At 51.6% G+C, this 16,424-nt stretch carries 12 protein-coding genes; all 12 read right to left on the bottom strand.

Annotated elements, in window-relative coordinates:
* Window positions 1-61 precede the first annotated feature (61 nt).
* The 12 genes from NSU01_RS11160 to NSU01_RS11105 all read right to left on the bottom strand — a co-directional run bounded on the left by NSU01_RS11160 (window position 62) and on the right by NSU01_RS11105 (window position 16,291).
* Window positions 62-967 carry a Gfo/Idh/MocA family oxidoreductase gene (locus NSU01_RS11160; RefSeq protein ID WP_076242769.1) on the bottom strand — a complete coding sequence of 302 codons (906 nt, stop codon included), beginning with the start codon at window positions 965-967 and terminating at the stop codon, window positions 62-64.
* A gap of 664 nt (window positions 968-1,631) precedes the next feature.
* Complete coding sequence (locus NSU01_RS11155) at window positions 1,632-2,696, bottom strand: glycosyltransferase family 4 protein (protein WP_076242768.1); 1,065 nt, start codon at window positions 2,694-2,696, stop codon at window positions 1,632-1,634.
* Entirely contained in the window at window positions 2,693-4,585 is a 1,893-nt protein-coding gene (locus NSU01_RS11150; protein WP_076242767.1) for a WD40 repeat domain-containing protein, read from the bottom strand. Before NSU01_RS11150 ends, NSU01_RS11155 begins: the two co-directional genes overlap by 4 nt.
* Before the next feature lie 2 nt (window positions 4,586-4,587).
* Entirely contained in the window at window positions 4,588-5,643 is a 1,056-nt protein-coding gene (locus tag NSU01_RS11145; RefSeq protein ID WP_042135480.1) for a zinc-binding alcohol dehydrogenase, read from the bottom strand.
* A 121-nt stretch (window positions 5,644-5,764) separates the two neighbouring features.
* The gene (locus tag NSU01_RS11140; RefSeq protein ID WP_042135479.1) at window positions 5,765-6,643 is read right to left on the bottom strand and encodes a carbohydrate ABC transporter permease; all 879 of its coding nucleotides are present in this window, start codon (window positions 6,641-6,643) and stop codon (window positions 5,765-5,767) included.
* Window positions 6,644-6,790: 147 nt separating this feature from the next.
* Window positions 6,791-7,756, bottom strand: coding sequence for an ABC transporter permease subunit (locus tag NSU01_RS11135; RefSeq protein ID WP_042135478.1), 966 nt, complete (start codon window positions 7,754-7,756; stop codon window positions 6,791-6,793).
* Window positions 7,757-7,859: 103 nt separating this feature from the next.
* Complete coding sequence (locus NSU01_RS11130) at window positions 7,860-9,524, bottom strand: extracellular solute-binding protein (protein WP_076242766.1); 1,665 nt, start codon at window positions 9,522-9,524, stop codon at window positions 7,860-7,862.
* A 530-nt stretch (window positions 9,525-10,054) separates the two neighbouring features.
* Window positions 10,055-11,482 (bottom strand): extracellular solute-binding protein, encoded by a 1,428-nt coding sequence (locus tag NSU01_RS11125; protein ID WP_042135476.1) that lies wholly within the window; start codon window positions 11,480-11,482, stop codon window positions 10,055-10,057.
* A 53-nt stretch (window positions 11,483-11,535) separates the two neighbouring features.
* On the bottom strand, window positions 11,536-12,657 hold the full coding sequence (locus NSU01_RS11120) for a glycosyltransferase family 2 protein (protein WP_042135475.1): 1,122 nt from the start codon (window positions 12,655-12,657) through the stop codon (window positions 11,536-11,538).
* Between the two features lie 15 nt (window positions 12,658-12,672).
* Window positions 12,673-14,145 carry a hypothetical protein gene (locus tag NSU01_RS11115; protein ID WP_042135474.1) on the bottom strand — a complete coding sequence of 491 codons (1,473 nt, stop codon included), beginning with the start codon at window positions 14,143-14,145 and terminating at the stop codon, window positions 12,673-12,675.
* 186 nt (window positions 14,146-14,331) lie between these two features.
* On the bottom strand, window positions 14,332-14,697 hold the full coding sequence (locus NSU01_RS11110; RefSeq protein ID WP_076242765.1) for a DUF4180 domain-containing protein: 366 nt from the start codon (window positions 14,695-14,697) through the stop codon (window positions 14,332-14,334).
* Window positions 14,698-14,737: 40 nt separating this feature from the next.
* A complete protein-coding gene (locus NSU01_RS11105; RefSeq protein WP_076242764.1) occupies window positions 14,738-16,291 on the bottom strand; it encodes a S41 family peptidase in 1,554 nt (517 codons plus the stop codon).
* Window positions 16,292-16,424 lie beyond the last annotated feature (133 nt).

Genomic DNA, 16,424 nt, shown 5'->3' with positions numbered 1-16,424 from the left:
GAATGTAACTCCTTATTACAAAAGAACAGCCTGTCCGTATCATCGGGTACGATTAAGCTCCTTACAGAAGCACGGTCTGCCCCGTTACCCTGCTCTCATTGGCCGCTTCCAGAAAGCGGATCAGCTCCAGCGTCACCGCCGGGCTTACGGGCGGAGGCGCTCCCCCCGCCATCAACAGAAACTGCCTTAGCAGATTCTGATGGCCTGCTTCATAGTGCCCGCCCAGCGCATTTACTGCTGTGCTGCCCCGTTCCCTGTGCAGCACAGCAGTGAAATCGGTGCCTCCGGTTACGTTGCCGCGCATGGTGCCGATCCGTCCGTCCCTCCACTGCCCGACTGCCCATTCCTGGGTTTCATTACTCTGGGCTCTCACCGATATGCAGCCTCCGCCAAGTGCCGCGTACAGCATCTCTGCGGTATGAATGCCGTACCAGAATAATCCCGGCTGGGTCGGCTGCAGCTCGAGCGGACCGCAGCAGTCTGCTCCTACAATGGAGCCTGCACTCTCATCCTTCAGCGCCTCATTCAGCGGCCCGCCGAACCGGACCATCGAGCTGGAGAACACGGGTGTCCCGTAGCTTGCAGCAAGCTCCATGATGGCCCGGGCATCCGCGCTGGTGAGCGCAAGCGGCTTGTCGATGAACACCGGCTTGCCGTAGGGTGCCAGAACCGCGAACTGTTCACGGTGTACTCTTCCGTCTACAGAAGTCAGCAGTACCGCATCCGTTCTTTCGGCTACTTCAGCAATGGAAGCCACCAGCTCGACACCATAGTGCACCTGCAGCTCCCTGCTGATCGCTTCCACCCGTGAGGCGCTTAACGGGAAATCCGCCGAGCCCCCGGCATACCCGCAAGTCAGCCTCCCGCCGGGTACATGCAGCGGATGGGACGCACGGTTCAGCAGCGAAGCATAGATTCTGCTGTGTGAGGTATCCATGCCCACCATACCAATGTTCAGCTCTTTCATCTCTGCACCTCCGCCCGCGTAGACTTGGGTTAACTAGTACTTGCAGCAACTAATGTATTCTGTTCCAAATGGATATTCAGGGATAGTTGTATATAGTTGTATAATGTACAATTAAAAAAGCTCAAAAGGGATGCTTGCATCATATAACTGCAGTCTGTACAACTAAATTTGCCCGAATGGGCCAGAACCAAGGAACAAAGGCAGTTTAATTGTACGAAATACAACTAAACGGATTATTGGTTGAAAATCAGGTGATTTAGTTGTACAAAGTGCAATTAAGCATACCGCATACCGCCCTACCGTTTACCGTTTACAGCTTACCGCTTACCGCCTACTGCCTACCGCTTACCGTTTACCGTTTACCGCAAACGCCCAGACATATGCCGTAATCGGGTCATGGGTTGCCGTGACTCCAAAGAATATTTGGCCCTCCGGCCGCTGTCTGTCCCCAGGTTTCTTGATCTAATCCGCTGTTCGCAGTGGAAAATCTCAGCCAGCTTATGCTTCCGATGCTAGCTTTCCTATGGAAAGCTTTCTGGCGACGCTACCTTCATACAGCTCCAGTTCCAAATTCCCTTCCGCCGCTTTTCCCAGTCCGTATATTATTAAGTTCAATCTATATAGCAGTTAATGAACGCCCCCTTGTGCCTGCGGACAACTTAGATTAACTGTGGTATGCACGTTCCCTTACGAAATGTTCCAGCAGCGCCATGTATGCTTTTCCAACCTCTTCAATGCTATACACCGTTCTTGCCTTCTGCTCGCCCAAGGTCATCAAGCGTTCCCGCAGGGCGTTCTGTTCGAGCAGAAGGGCCACACGCCGGACACATTCCTCTTCATTTCCGGTAGCATACAGCGATACACTCAGCTCATCATCCAGCAGCTCAGGCAACGCTCCGACCTCCGGCACGACAACCGGACACCGGCAGGCCATCGCCTCCAGGACGGTCATCCCGAAGGATTCATTGCTGGTAGTACTGATATACACCCCGCCACTCCCGGCAACCGCAGAATAATAATGGTGCATCTCTTCATAATCCACTTTGGGCAGCCACTCAAAATGCCGGATTCCCAGCTCCTGCACTCTCGCCCGGAGTTTGCCGGTAATTTCTTCGGGAGCGGTGTAACCGCCGACAAGCAGGAACTGCAGGTCCGGGAATTGCGCATTCAGCCTGCCTGCTATGTTCATGAAGGACTCCCAGTTTTTATGCCGGTCCAGCTTGCCTACCCACAGAATGGTAGGCGGCCGCTCGCCGGAGAGGGGTTCGTATTTGAATAGTTCCGTATCCAGGCAGTTATTGATATGACAAGCATCTGTAATCCCGATTCCCTCCAGCATTTCCTTCATATAGGCAGAGGGCGTGATGACAAAGTGAAAGGGCAGGGTATCCCTGGATTCAGCCAGCTTCCGCAAGGGCTCTTCATAGGTGGTGTGCACCTCGTGAATGATCAGCTTCCGTTCTTCCGCCGGGCCCAGCGCTTCATACAGCTCATAGGTATCAATGGTGATGATTACGTCAAAGTCATGCACCTTAATGTAGCTCCTGATTTCATCAGGTGTTCCGAGGATACGGACATGCACATAGCCTTCAAAAGCGCCGGCCCCGCCGTAGTCCTCAAGAAAAGCAAAATGCACCTCCGCACGGCCGCGCAGAAACTTAAGCCTGTTCGCCAGCTGCGTGGTGACTCCGCCCAGCAGGCAAAATTTGTAGAAATATAGGATTTTCATGATTCCTCCTGACTTGCCGTCAAGGCCTGCATCCGGTACAGCGCGGTTGCTCTGGCAAAAAACAGTTCCCCTTCGCCGTCCACCGCAAGCAGCCGGGCATCGTCGTCCAGCACCTCAAGCCTGTCCTGGCGCACATCATATTGGAACAGGGTTTTCATTGCGGTTCCGTACAATATGCCTTCCCTGTACAGCAGCTCGTTGCCTCCCCGCCAGAAGTGGGTCATTTCTTCCCAATCCGCCGGGCATACCCGAATCGTCCTTTCAGTCCCCAGCGTGAACGGATTAAACAGGAAGAGCAGCCCTGCAGTGAGTCCCCATACCTTGCCTTCATCATCCAGCGCCAGCGCCGGGATGGCCATTTCTCCCGGTACCGGAACGCCCTCCCACACCTTGCGGCGGGTGTTCACATCCCAGATCATCAGGGACGCTTCCGTCCGCTCCGGCGCTATGCCGAGCCCTCCCCAGACAGAGCCTCCGGCGAACAAAAGGTCTTCACTTGCAGTCAGTGACACGATGCTCTGCTGCGGCAGCAGCCCCCTGAGTACTTCCCGCGCCCCGGTTTCTGGATGCAACAGGGTTAATGCACCTCCATGACGGCCGTAGGACGGTACGGTTCCGATAGCCAGTTCTTCTCCCGCCCGGGTCCAGGCAAAAGCACGGTCCTGTTCTTCGCCTTGCAGGGAGAAAGCCAGCCTGGGATTAAGGCCGGGATTCCATTCCCGTGACGGGTCATAGGCGAAGATATTCGCTTTGGGGTACACTCCCAGATACATAATGCCGCCGGCTTCCATCATGCCCTCGATCTGCCCGATCCCCCGGCGGGAAACGATTTCCGAGGTGGCCGGATCGTAACTGGCCAATCCCCCGGCGAAATAACCGCCGGTATACAGCTTCCCTTCCGGCCCCCAGGCCAGGGACTGCAGGTGAACCGGCTGCCCCTGCAGCATGAAATCCATGACCGTGTGCCGGTCATGCTCCGGATCATAGATCCAGCAGGTCCCGTCCCTGCGCACACCTGCCAGGCAGCTTCCCTGCGGATTCAGCGGATGGCCCTCCAGCCAGCCGTAGTCTCCTGCCGGTTCCGGCATGGCAAATGAAGTAGGGGTAAGCACGCCCGTTGCCAATGCATAACGCTGCAGAACATCATCCTTGATGAAATAGATGTTCCCGTGACGGTCAGGCAGCGACACACTGAGTCCACTTACATGATCGATAGAATTCTCCCACCGGCGCAGCTTCAGATCATAGATATATAATCTAGAACTCGGTGTTATCCGAATTATCAGCTTCCCGTGTACAATATTCAGATCATACACCAGCTGCTCTGTGCGGCTCTCTTCCGGCAGGCTGATTTCACTCCGTTCACCTGTCTCTGTGTCCAGTTCCACAATATGCGGACACCGGGTTCCAGCCCCCACATATAGCTTGCCCTCCCAGGCTTGCATGCACCGGGCATATTGCTCTCCGTCCACCATGGCGCCGTAATCTCTGAACTGTCCCGTGGACGGGTTATATTGAAAGACTTTGCCGCCGGGATAGCAGCCGCCATAGATGTTGCCTGCGTTGTCGGCGGCAAGCCGCCAGGTGTAGAATTCGCCTGGAATCATCTCCCCCAGGTTCTCGATGCCCTGTTCATGCGTAAATCTGTATAGAATCCCGCTGCCGCCGATGTAGATTCCGCTGACCGCCGCAACCACTCCCCAGCAATGATCCGAGCCTTCCAGCGCGAATTGCTGCACTGGCTCGGTACCAGCAGGATCAAGTACAAACAGCATGCAGGGACTGCCGGAGGATACGGCATAGATCCGGTCCTGCCCCTGCCGCTTGCCATAGGCCGATGCCCATACCGCAAGCCCGTTCAGCGGCTCGCCGATCCTCAGCGCCTCCATGATTATTGCCCCTCCCGGGCTTGGGCTGCAGCAGGCTCTGCTTCCTGAACACCGGTTACAGGATAGGCGAGCACTGCTCCCAGCAGCTCTGCAGGAGATTGTGCATACTGTAAGAACGCATCGGCTGAACGCTCCAGGGGGAACACCTTGCTGATCAGCGGTCCTACCTGAATATCGCCTTCAGCGATCAGCCGGATGTATTCCGCCATGTTGCGTCCTTCGGTCCAGCGGACGTAGCCGTAAGGATAATCAATCCCTTGCTTTTCATAGACAGGATCGTAACGGCCCGGACCGCCTGCTCTGGAGATCAGTACCTGCGCTTCCTTCCCGAACATCAGCTCCCGCGAGAAGTCCGCCTTCACATCTCCGACCAGCAGCACCTTCCCCTGGTTCCTCACCCATTCCAGCGCCTGATCGACAAGCCCGCCGGATTTGCCCCCGGCACAGATCATTACGGCATCCGCTCCCATTCCCGCCGTCAATTGTTCCAGATGCGAGCTGACCTGCTCCGGACTCACTGCAATGTGGCGGATGCCAAGGCTCTCGGCGATACTGCAGCGCGCTTCAAGCAGATCATAGACGATGACCCGGCAGCCGGCAGCCCTGGCAATTTGCGCAATCAGCTGGCCGAGAATTCCTGCTCCAATCAGCACCAGCGTCTCGCCGAACTGCAGGTCAGCCTGCCTTACGGCATGCACTGCGATGGCTCCAAGACCCACCGTTGACGCTTCCACCGGACTGACATGCTCCGGAACCGGCACCATGAGATGCTGTGGCATCAGCAGCCATTCCGCGTGTTTCGCATAAGGCCCCCCGTAACAGGCCACCCGCTGGCCAACTGGCCAATGCTCCATTCCCTGTCCACGGGAGCGGATGATCCCTGCCGCACTATATCCGAGAACTATAGGTTTCGGGCGGTGAGCACCATTCATCATCATTTCTGTTCCGGGGCTGATGGCCGAATATTCTGTCTCAACGAGCACGAATCCGTCCTCCAGCACCGGAGCGGGAATCTCAGCCACGTTAATTTCACCATTCTGGGATAGTACCGCCTTCATATAGCCTCTCTCCTCCCGACTGCTTCGCGCAGATTACGGTGCGAATGTTGTTTTCTCTATTTATGCTCTGTTTCTGCTGTGTTTCTGCTCTATTACTGCTCTGTTCTGCTCCATTGTCCGCTTACTCTTTCAGTGCTCCGATCATAACGCCCTTGACGAAATACTTCTGCAAAAACGGATAGATCATCAAAATAGGCACCGTTGCGATAATAATCGTCGCGAACTTGATAGATTCACTGATGCGGAACACCTCATCCTGCGTAACGCCGGCCAGCATATTCTGCGCGGAGGACTGAATCAGAATTTCCCGCAAAATCAGCTGCAGCGGAAACAGATCACGGTCCTGCAAATAGATCATCGCCGAGAACCAGCTGTTCCAGTGTCCCACCGCATAGAACAGCGTCATTACCGCCAGTACAGGCATCGATAACGGCAGCACAATCCGCAGCAGAATGCGGAAGTCATGGGCACCGTCGATTTTGGCCGATTCAACGAGGCTCTCAGGTATGGACTGGAAGAAGGTCCGCATGACGATCAGGTTAAAAGCACTGACCGCGCCCGGCAGCAGCAGCGCCCATCTTGTATCGTACAGTCCGAGCTCACGCACATTCAGATAGGCCGGAATCAGCCCCCCGCTGAAGAACATCGTGAACACGATGAACGCCATGATCAGGCTGCGCCCCTCCAGATTCTTTCTGGACAGCGGATAAGCGCCCAGAGTGGTTAGAACCAAATTGATAAAAGTGCCCGCGATGACATAAATGAACGTATTTCCGTAAGCGGTCCAGATCCGCTGGTCCTCAAAAACCAGCTTGTACGCATCCACATTAAAGCCCTTCGGCCAGAAGCTGATCTCGCCGGCGGCGATGGCATGCGCATCACTGAATGAGGATACCAGTACATACCACATGGGATACAAGAACAGGAAGGAACAGAAGATTAGGAACAGAACATTGCAGCTGTCAAATATCAGTTCCGGAATGCTGCGTTTGATTACCACTGTCTTCCCTCCTAAGAGTTTTGTTAGGATGACTTCACTGATCAGCTTCGTACAAAACTAGCTTCGGAAGCATACGCCAGAGTTTAATGGAGCTATACTTCCTGTGTGAACAGCGCAATTAAACTGGCTTCGGAAGCATAGCTCCCCTCACCATAAGCTGCTCTCGGTGGTCTTCCGGCTGATCCGGTTCGCCAGCACCAGCAGCGTAAAGTTGATCACGGAGTTGAACAGTCCCACCGCCGCCGAGAAGCTGTAATCGGCTTCCATGACACCGCGTCTGTAGACAAAGGTGGAGATGACGTCTGCCGTGACGTAGGTTCCCGGATTATACAGCAATATAATTTTGTCCCAGCCCACATTCAGCAGGGTCCCGACATTCAGAATCAACAGGATCAGCACTGTGGGCAGAATTCCCGGCAGTGTAATGTGGGTAAGCTGCTTCCAGCGCCCGGCCCCGTCCACAACTGCAGCCTCATAGAGGCTTGGGTTAATGCCGGACAAGGCTGCCAGATAGATGATAGAGTTCCAGCCCAGGCTCTGCCACATGCCTGAACCGACATAAATGGTGCGGAACCACTCCGGCAGGATTAGAAACTGAATCGGCTCAGAGATGATTCCAATGCCGAGCAGCAGGCTGTTGATAATGCCTCCGGGCTTCGTGAAGTCAATAATCATGCCGCAGATGACAATTAATGAAATGAAATGCGGCAGATAAGACACCGTCTGCAGGAAAGACTTCAGCTTTTTGATCCGCAGCTCATTAAGTAAAAGCGCAAAGACCAGCGAAGCCGGAAAAATGAACAGCAGCGAATAAAAGCTCATTAGGAAGGTGTTCTTCAGCAAACGGAAGAAATAATAGCTCTCAAAAAACTTCTCGAAATTTTTGAAGCCCACCCAGGGGCTGCCGGCCACTCCTGCGAAAGGATTGAAATCCTTGAAGGCGATTATCGCCCCGTACATCGGTTTGTATTCAAAGATGAGGAAATACAGCACAGTGGGCAGCAGCATGAGATAGAGATAACGGTTAGCCATCATACGCTTCAGCGAAAGGGAACTCCGTTTCGTCCGCTGTTTCCTGCTTTTGGCCTTGATTGCATTTACGGGTACTGCCATAGGGGGCTCCTTTCCGGGACAGAGGCGAGGGTACCGGTTATCTTAGTGCCAGGGAGCTGCCGGAATTTCCGCAGCCCGCCCGGCTAAGACAGCCCTGCTCCGCTTATTTCCCTTTAAAACGCTCATATGCAGCCTGGTACTGCTTCAGCACCTCGCCAATCCCCATTTGCTCCAGCTGCTTCATGACTTTGTCATAATCCTCGAAGCTCTGGCGTCCCATAATCTGGGCATTGATCGTTTCAGCCACATAGGTCTGAATGTCAGCCATAAGCGGAACCACAATTTCATTTTCTTCAGCCGTGAATTGTACTGGCGGTAGCTTCGCGTCAAAGTCAATATAATCCTTGTAAATCTCCAGCGGATTCTCCGTTTGCCCGTTCGCTTCACGGATCTGTTCGGCATAACGGGTATCGGCCACTGTAGCCCAGCTTCCGCCGCCGATGGTATGGTTCAGCAGCTCCTGCGTATTGGTCAGCCCGTTCGTAGGATGAGTAACCTCTTCCTTATATACCGGCTCGCCGTTCACCAGATCATAAGACTTGCCTTCCACCCCGAAATTGTTCAGCAGAATGCCTTCTTCGGAATACTGGTAGTCCAGCCACTTCATCACTTCTTCGGGATGTGCAGTCTTTGAGGATACTGCAAGTCCATGGGCTGCAGCCTGCCAGCGGAAGGAGACATGGCGCTGATCACCGTTAGGCCCCTTTGGAGGAATGGCTGCTGCAATTTTGAAGGTGTCATGCTTGCCTTCCATCAGCGTTGTGAAGTTCCCCATATAGGACCCCGACCAGCCGAACCAGGCACCGGCCACATCCGTGGTAACCTTCTCGGTCAGCGTCTGGAACGTTGTGTCCACCAGATAGTTCGGGTCCAGCAGCTGTTCTTCATATAGACGGTTCAGATAGGCAACAACATCCTTGAACCGCGGATCATTAGGCCCGAATTTCACTTCACCGTTATCCACGAAGAACCCGTATTCGACACCAAAGGCCGGTGCGAACAGCATCATAATGTTCTCCAAATTGACGGTGACGAGCGGAATTTCATCTTTTTTGCCATTACCATTGGGATCCTGCTCCCTAAAGGCTTTAAGCATGTTATACCAGTCTTCTGTAGTTTGCGGCATCTGGAGTCCCAGCTTCTCCACCCAGTCACTGCGGACCTGAGGGAACATTTGGGTCAAATCCTGGGAATCGAGTACGAGGTTCGGCAGATAATAGATATGCCCTTCAGGCGAGGTGATTTGTCCCCGGATATCCGGGTGGTCATCGAGGAGCTTTTTGAAGTTTGGTGCATATTGGTCAATCAGATCTTCCAGTGGAAGGAGCGCTCCCTGAGCGCCGTATTTGCCGGAGTCCGTCCCCCACAGATCGTTATAGATGATATCCGGAAGCTTGCCGGAGGACATCAGCAGACTGAATGCTTCTGCGCTGGCTTCTGTACTGTGCTGAAAGTTGATATGAACGTTGGTGTTCTCTTCCATTTGCTGAAAGGAGTACTTCTCATTAAAATCGGTTCCCCGGAAATTCCCCCCGCTTGGGGACCAAAGGGACAGGTCCAGCTTGTCCGCCACAATCGGCACCTGAAGGCCGCCAACGGACCGGCTTCCTTCTACAGGAGCAGCCGTCTCACTCTGAGTACCCGAAGAGGCCGATGGTTCAGCGGCGTTGCCTCCATTATTGTTTGACCCTCCACAGGCTGACACCAGTGTAACGAGCAGTGTCAGGACCGGCAACAGCAGAGCTAGCTTCCTTTTAGCAACATTCATAATTCAGCCCCCTATTAATAAGTAAAAGTAAGATAGTTCCTATGAGATATTTACTAACACACGATAAGGGAATCAACAGTACATCAACATTTCGTTTTTACGGAATAGCTATCAGCGCCTTTCCTCTTGATTTTCTCCTTCAGCCTGTACATTTCTCAATAATTGTGACGTTTTTCTCAATCTTGACTTCTTTTTGATTTATATCCAAGCTATTCAGATCTATATTTTCGCATTACTGATATACATCTGATGTATACATTATATTTTCACCTTCCATTGAAGTCAATTAAATTTTGACTATTTATCAGCATTTATGTAATTATACATCACATTGATATTTCATCAATCGAATTTCTCATCATAATATTGTGAAAAAGCTAACATGATTTGATATGAAATATTTCATTGTTTTCATTTCATGTTTTCTTTTTACACCACTTCTAGCAGTAACACAGCAAAAAAAGCGTAATAATAGCAGAATCCTGCCATCATTACGCTTAATCACCGATCCAGAACCGCTGCAGCCTCGCTCAGGTGAGCGTGTCCGTTGCCCTATCCGCCTTCGCCCTGTTTTCTTCAGCAATCAGCCGGCCCATTTCCTCATACATAGAGGTCTCATCAATCATTCTGGACCAATACGCATTCAAGAGCTTGCGGAAGCTTTGCAGTACAGCAATAGGAAGCCCCAGATCTCTGAGGTATGAAAATGTTGGAAATAGCTCTCTGTACATCAGATATCTCGAAGGACGGTTCAAATGATCATCCACGGTCATTTCAGCAATCCGTTTGCGTGCCGGAATACTGACCGAACGTTCGCGGATCATCCGCTGCGCCTCTGCCGAAGCCAGGAAGCTGACGAATTGCCGTGCCGCCTCTTTCTGCCGGGAATTCCCCACAACCGCCGCACCGATGGTGACGAGCAGTGTTTTTTGCGGGTCCCTGGCTTTGAGTGTTGGAAGCGGGGCCAAGTCATAATCCAGGGGAAGGTCCTTGAACTCGTTCAGATTGTAGTAGGTCGCCAGGATCATCGATACCTGCTCCTGCACAAACAGCGATATTGTCTCATCCTCGTGATTGCCAGCCAGATATTTGGGGAAGATCTGATGATTGTTCACCAGCCTGCTGTATATATCCAGACTGTTGGCGGTCTCGGGACTCAGTGTGGGATGGTGTCCTCCGTCCTCCGTGATCCGGATTCCGCTCTGCAGCAGAAACACCGAATAGCGGTTCTCGGAGGCGGGTACAAAATACACGGCATGGCGCCCCCGTTTCTCCGACAGCTGCCGTGCCGACTCCATCAGATCATCCCAGGTCCAGTAACTGTCCGGTTCAGGCAGGTCAGCCTCACGGAAATGGGCTTTGTTGTAGCAGAGCACCACGGGAGAGAAGGAAATCGGATAAGCAAACAGCTGTCCCTCATGCAAAAAGGCTTCGCTGGTAATTGGATACAGCCCCGGATCGGGCTCCAGCGCTTCAAGCAGCTCTGCGGACCCGTTCTCGGCCATCTCCTGAAACTGGGTACTGTTGAGGGACAACACATCCAGCATTCCGTTATTCATCAGCTCCAAGGCCGAATTCACATGATCGAAGTCATTCAAGGCGAGCGGCAGAACATGAATCCCGGGATGCAGCCGGTGGAATTCTGCTATGAGATCGTCCAGCTTGAAGTCCTTGGTCAGGGAAGAGCTGCAGCCGAAATGGATGCGAATCCGCTCCCTGACCGACTCCATTACCACGCTGCCCACACGGTCAATCTTCAGAATCAGACCTTCTTGTACAAGGACATCCAGTCCTCTGCGGACGGATTTGTTACTGAGCTCAAACTGTTTGGCCAGCAGGCTCTCGGCAGGAAGATACGCTCCCGGCTGCAGAATACCGCTAAGAATATCTGTTCGGAGCTTGCTTACCATATAATCCAGTCTTTCCCGGAAGGACTGACGTCCTGATTTATTATTCATGTATTATTCTCCCTGCACCACTTAAATTTACATCATCACCTTTTTATTGTGCTTCAACATGGAAAGGTTGTCAAACGCAAATCGGCCTGCTCCTTAACCTTAAGAATTTCTTTTTCCAACAGATTAATGTTGTTGAGGATGCTCTGATCATCCGGGAGATATCCGGAGGCTAACTTGTTATGATGATAGGATAGTTCATATTCATTAAGGTGGTAGTAACACAGGCCCAGCTGCATGTGGGGCAGCCAGGTTCTGGCCACATCATTAGAGATGGCCCAAGGATTAACAGGCGGCGGCGATTCGATAGCCAGCTTATACCAGTACACCGCCTGATGAAATTGCTCCTTTTCCAAAAAGAAATAAGCCAGCCGGCAGCAGAATTCCGGACGGGGAATATCATAGGTGAACGATTTGAAAATCCACTCCTGCTCCTTGTCCCGGTTTCCCATGTGGTAATAACAATCTGCCAATTTCGAACAGACATGAATTATATCTTCTATTGTACGCTGATTAGAGTCTATGAATTGCAGGTAAAAGAGAACTGCCTGTTCATAGAAGCGATGCTGATGCAGCTCCATGGCATAATGCAAAGTATCCCGTGCTGTAAATTCCACCCCGGAGGACAACAGCAGTTCATAAATTCTCAGGTTCCGCTTAGTATCTGAACGGCTATGATTCTTCAGATGAGTAATCACAATATCACTGTCCAGACAGCCTTCTTCTATCGACAAATCCTCATGCACCGCCCCGGTCCACTCGTAATTCCGGGAGCGTCTGACCAGCCTTACGCGCCGGACCTTTAATGTGGCGTTCCCGTATTCATCAAAGTCGCAGTGATAAGGCATAGACACCCGATCAATGTCAGGAGACAGAGAATGTTTGAGCTCCAAAAGCTTCTGCAGCTCCGCAGGCAGCAACACATCATCTGCATCAAGCCATAGGATATAATCCATTGCCGCTTGCGCAAATGAATAGTTCCGTGCCTCGGCGAAATGATGCTTCCACTTATACTCCCGGACATGAGGCGTCCATCGCCCGGCTATTTCTTTGGTGCTGTCCGTTGATCCGGTATCCACAATGATGATTTCATCCACGGCCTCCTGTACAGATTGTATACATCGTTCCAGTGTAGCTTGCTCGTTCCTCACGATCATGCACAGACTAATTGTAATCATCGCGCTCACCTCTTGTTAAGGATTGATCCCTACTCCTAAAGGGGTGGTACCTACCGTTATGCTGGAAGTGACAGTATTTCTGTTCCCGTCGATAACGGAGATCGTATTGCTCCCGGCATTCGCCACATACGCACCATTGGTCAGAGGATTTACCGCTACACCGAGCGGACTGATCCCCACTGGAATGGTGGCGGCAACGGTATTGGTACTTCCGTTAATGACGGACACATTGTTACTGCCCTGATTGGCGGAGTAAATCAGATTAGTGTTAGGATTCAATCCGATGCCGCTTGGTACTATACCTGCCGGAACCGTAGCGATAATGGTATTTGACAAACCGCTGATCACCGAAACATTGCTGCTGTTTGAATTTGTCACATAAATCCGGTTGGTACGGGTATTCACTGTTACTCCTACAGGAACAGCCCCAACAGCAACCGTAGCAATAACGGCATTGGATATTCCGCTGATGACAGAGACATTGTTGCTGCCTGTATTTGCTACATAGATCCGGTTGGTGATCGGGTTCACCCACGCACCGAATGGCCCGGCTCCTACGGCCACACTGGCAATCACTTCATTGCTGCCCCCGTCAATCACCGAGACATTATTGCTCCCTGAATTCGTAACATAAATCCGGTTGGTATTGGGATTTACTCTTACCCCATTTGGTGTAGTCCCCACAGTAACAGTAGCTATAACCGTATTAGTGCTTCCATCTATCACCGAGACATTCCCGCTATCCTCATTGGCTACATAAATCCGGTTGGTTACAGAGTTCACCTCTACACCAAACGGCCCCGCACCAACTGCAATCGTAGCTACAACAGCATTCGTATTCCCGTCTATCACAGAAATATTGTCGCCGCCGTTGTTGGTCACGTACATCAGATTAACCGAGGCGGGCTCCGCTGATCCGGTAGCTCCGGTAACTCCTGTGGCTCCTGTGGCTCCGGTCTCTCCACTCGCACCCGTAGCTCCTGTAACTCCCGCAACTCCTGTAACTCCCGTAGCTCCAGTCACTCCCGTGGCTCCAGTCACCCCATTCACTCCTGTCACTCCCGTAGCTCCATTCGCACCCGTTGCACCAGCCACTCCCGTAGCTCCCGTGGCTCCCGTCACCCCCGTCACTGCTCCTAATAATTCAGCGGAAACCAGCCTGTGCGCCGTCACCAAATTACCCGTAGCGTCTTTTCCCCATGCAGAAATCCGGATCTCATCGTTCACGGAAGCAGATGTGGTGAAAAGAAATTCAAAGGCATTCAAATCCGCGTAATAAGTTCTGGTTATCACTTGATTCGGGGACAGATTCAGAGTTTCACTCACATATAATGTTCTTGTCCCATCCAAAAAATAGCCTTCGACCACAACCGTCGAACTGGAGACACTGCTTCTATTATCGACTTTGACTGTCACCTGCTGCGTAGGCCTTACCCCGGTTGAGGCTGAGACATTGTTCTCAATCGGTCCCGTAGATAATAAGCTCATCGTCACCACTCCCCTTTCACTCAGATTGATATAAAACAATTTTTCAATATAGTAGTATTCGAATTTAATAGTGAAGGTATAGACGTAATGCCTTTTTAGCGCATATTGTTCTTTTGCCTCACTGGAAAATACAAAAAAAACCGATCCAGCCGGATCGGAGTTTGAGTTGTTTCTTATAGCGTATCTCTAAACCTTACTTAACTGCTCAACCGCCTGCTGCTCATCCGCCAGGAAAAAAACATCCTTCCCGTTATTGCATTCATAAATGAAGTCACGCAGACTCCGGCTCGTGTATCCGCTGAAATCTCCTACGATCGCCACCTTCAGCTGATAATTGATGAACTTCTGTAGAATCTCACCGGCCAGCCGGGTCTTCAAATCAAAAAATCTTTCACTCAGCAGAGCTTTATGTATGACTATCCGGTCGCAATCGACTTCATACCGTACCGTTGCCATTAGATCCAGCGCATCCTGGACATCACTGACTAAGGTCTCGCTGCCGCTCACTACGGCTATCGTTTTTCCGCCGTTTACTACTAGTGTTATATTCATTACCAAATCCTCCTAATATGTACTTAGAACTCACATTCCATTATAGACTCAGCATGACCTTGCGGATCCACTCCTCATTCTTCAAAACCTCAGGTTCATAACTCTCCGGATAGGTCGTTGGATAGCGGGATTCGTCCATCAGCACATCCGGCGCAGTCCCGTAGATTTCATTAATCCGGCCTTCAGCGTTGCTGTTCAGGTCCGTTTCGAGTTTAAATATAATCCCGCTGTTCGGCAGAGCGTACCTGTAAGGCTCCATATAGACACAGGCTCCACCCGCCGTATTCGTTCCGGCCACCGTTCCCAGGCCCAGCTTGCGGACAGCGGCCGTGAAGTTGTCTGCTGCCGAGAAGCTGTCACCGTCTGCAAGCACATATACCTTTCCGTCAAAGAGAAAAGAATCTTCCGGCTGCCAGTACTTGGTCACCGTATAAGTGTCCCAGTCCGCAGAGTCTACTCCCGGGAGTTGCTCTTTCTTAACCTCTGTTACGTCATATCTGTCCTTATTGGTCAGAGTAGAGCTGACGAATTGTTTGTACAGGCGAAACCGCAGCCCGAAACGTTCACCGAATGATTTCTTCACGCTTGCGGATTGCTCGTAATCCACGGGCGCTTTTAACAAAGGCTTCAGCAGATTATCCGCCCAATAATCATCATCACCGCCGCCGTTCCTCCTTAGATCAATAATCAGCTTACTGTATTTCCCTCCCGACTTCTTCATGAAATCCTGAATAACCAGTCGGTCCTGCTCCTTATACATATCTGCAAAGCTAAAAATCCTTATATATCCGGTCTGGTCATCCAGCTCAACGGGGATAACATTGCTGTCAGGCTGTTCATTCCGGTATGGCGCCGCATATCCCTTGTACACCAAGAAATCCCCCTTGGCCATCGTGCCATCCGGGCGGACCGCTTCAATCATCCAAGCACCGTTCCCCGGATCAGCACTAAGTAGCGTCTGCAGGTATACCCGATGAAGCGCAGCATCCCAAACTAGATGAAGCCGTGTCTGCAAAGACTTAACATAATCCTCAACATCCAGACCGTTAATTCGCTCAATTATTGAACCTTGCGGAAAAAGAGTCTCTCTCGCCTGATAATCCTGCGCCAGCACATATTTACCCTGCTCATAGTGGATGTCTGCTTTGCTGTGCACATACATCTCCACACCGACCGCCATGTTAAGCCAGTAGTCTCTGGAGCGGTAGGCTTGTTTATCAATGTTATAGAAGAAAGCAAGCATAGGATTGTACGGCTCATCAAAGACCACCTGTGCATGGCCGGCTTGCCCCAAGAATGTCATGTATTCATAGAACAGCCGGAGAAATTCAGCATTATCGGCAGATTCCCCGGCCCGGGTTATGAATGCCTGACTGATTACGTCCATATTCTCAAGACCTTTATCCTGCTCAAGCGCCTTATCCAGCGGATAAACCTCCTTCACGAGCTTGGCCAGATATTCAAAATCCTCCCGCTTCCGTGCCGCTGTTAATTCAGGCACCTCTTGTTGCGGACCCTCGCGCCATATCGTTCCTATGAAGGCCAGCAGTCCCATAAGTACTAGAAATATCAATAGCAGCACATACTTCCTCATCTTCCGGCCTCCGGCAATATAACAGAATCATTCCAGATAGATTATAACGTTACCCGGCAGACTGTGTATGTTAAAAAAGCCGTACACATAGCGTATAATAGACACTACCAAAATTCACAGCAAAGGATATGAG

This window comes from Paenibacillus sp. FSL H8-0259 (assembly GCF_037963255.1).
Taxonomy (GTDB): Bacteria; Bacillota; Bacilli; order Paenibacillales; family Paenibacillaceae; genus Paenibacillus_AQ; species Paenibacillus_AQ phytohabitans.
The sequence above is the reverse complement of the archived record's forward strand: the minus strand, read 5'-3'. Positions and strand labels throughout refer to the sequence as shown.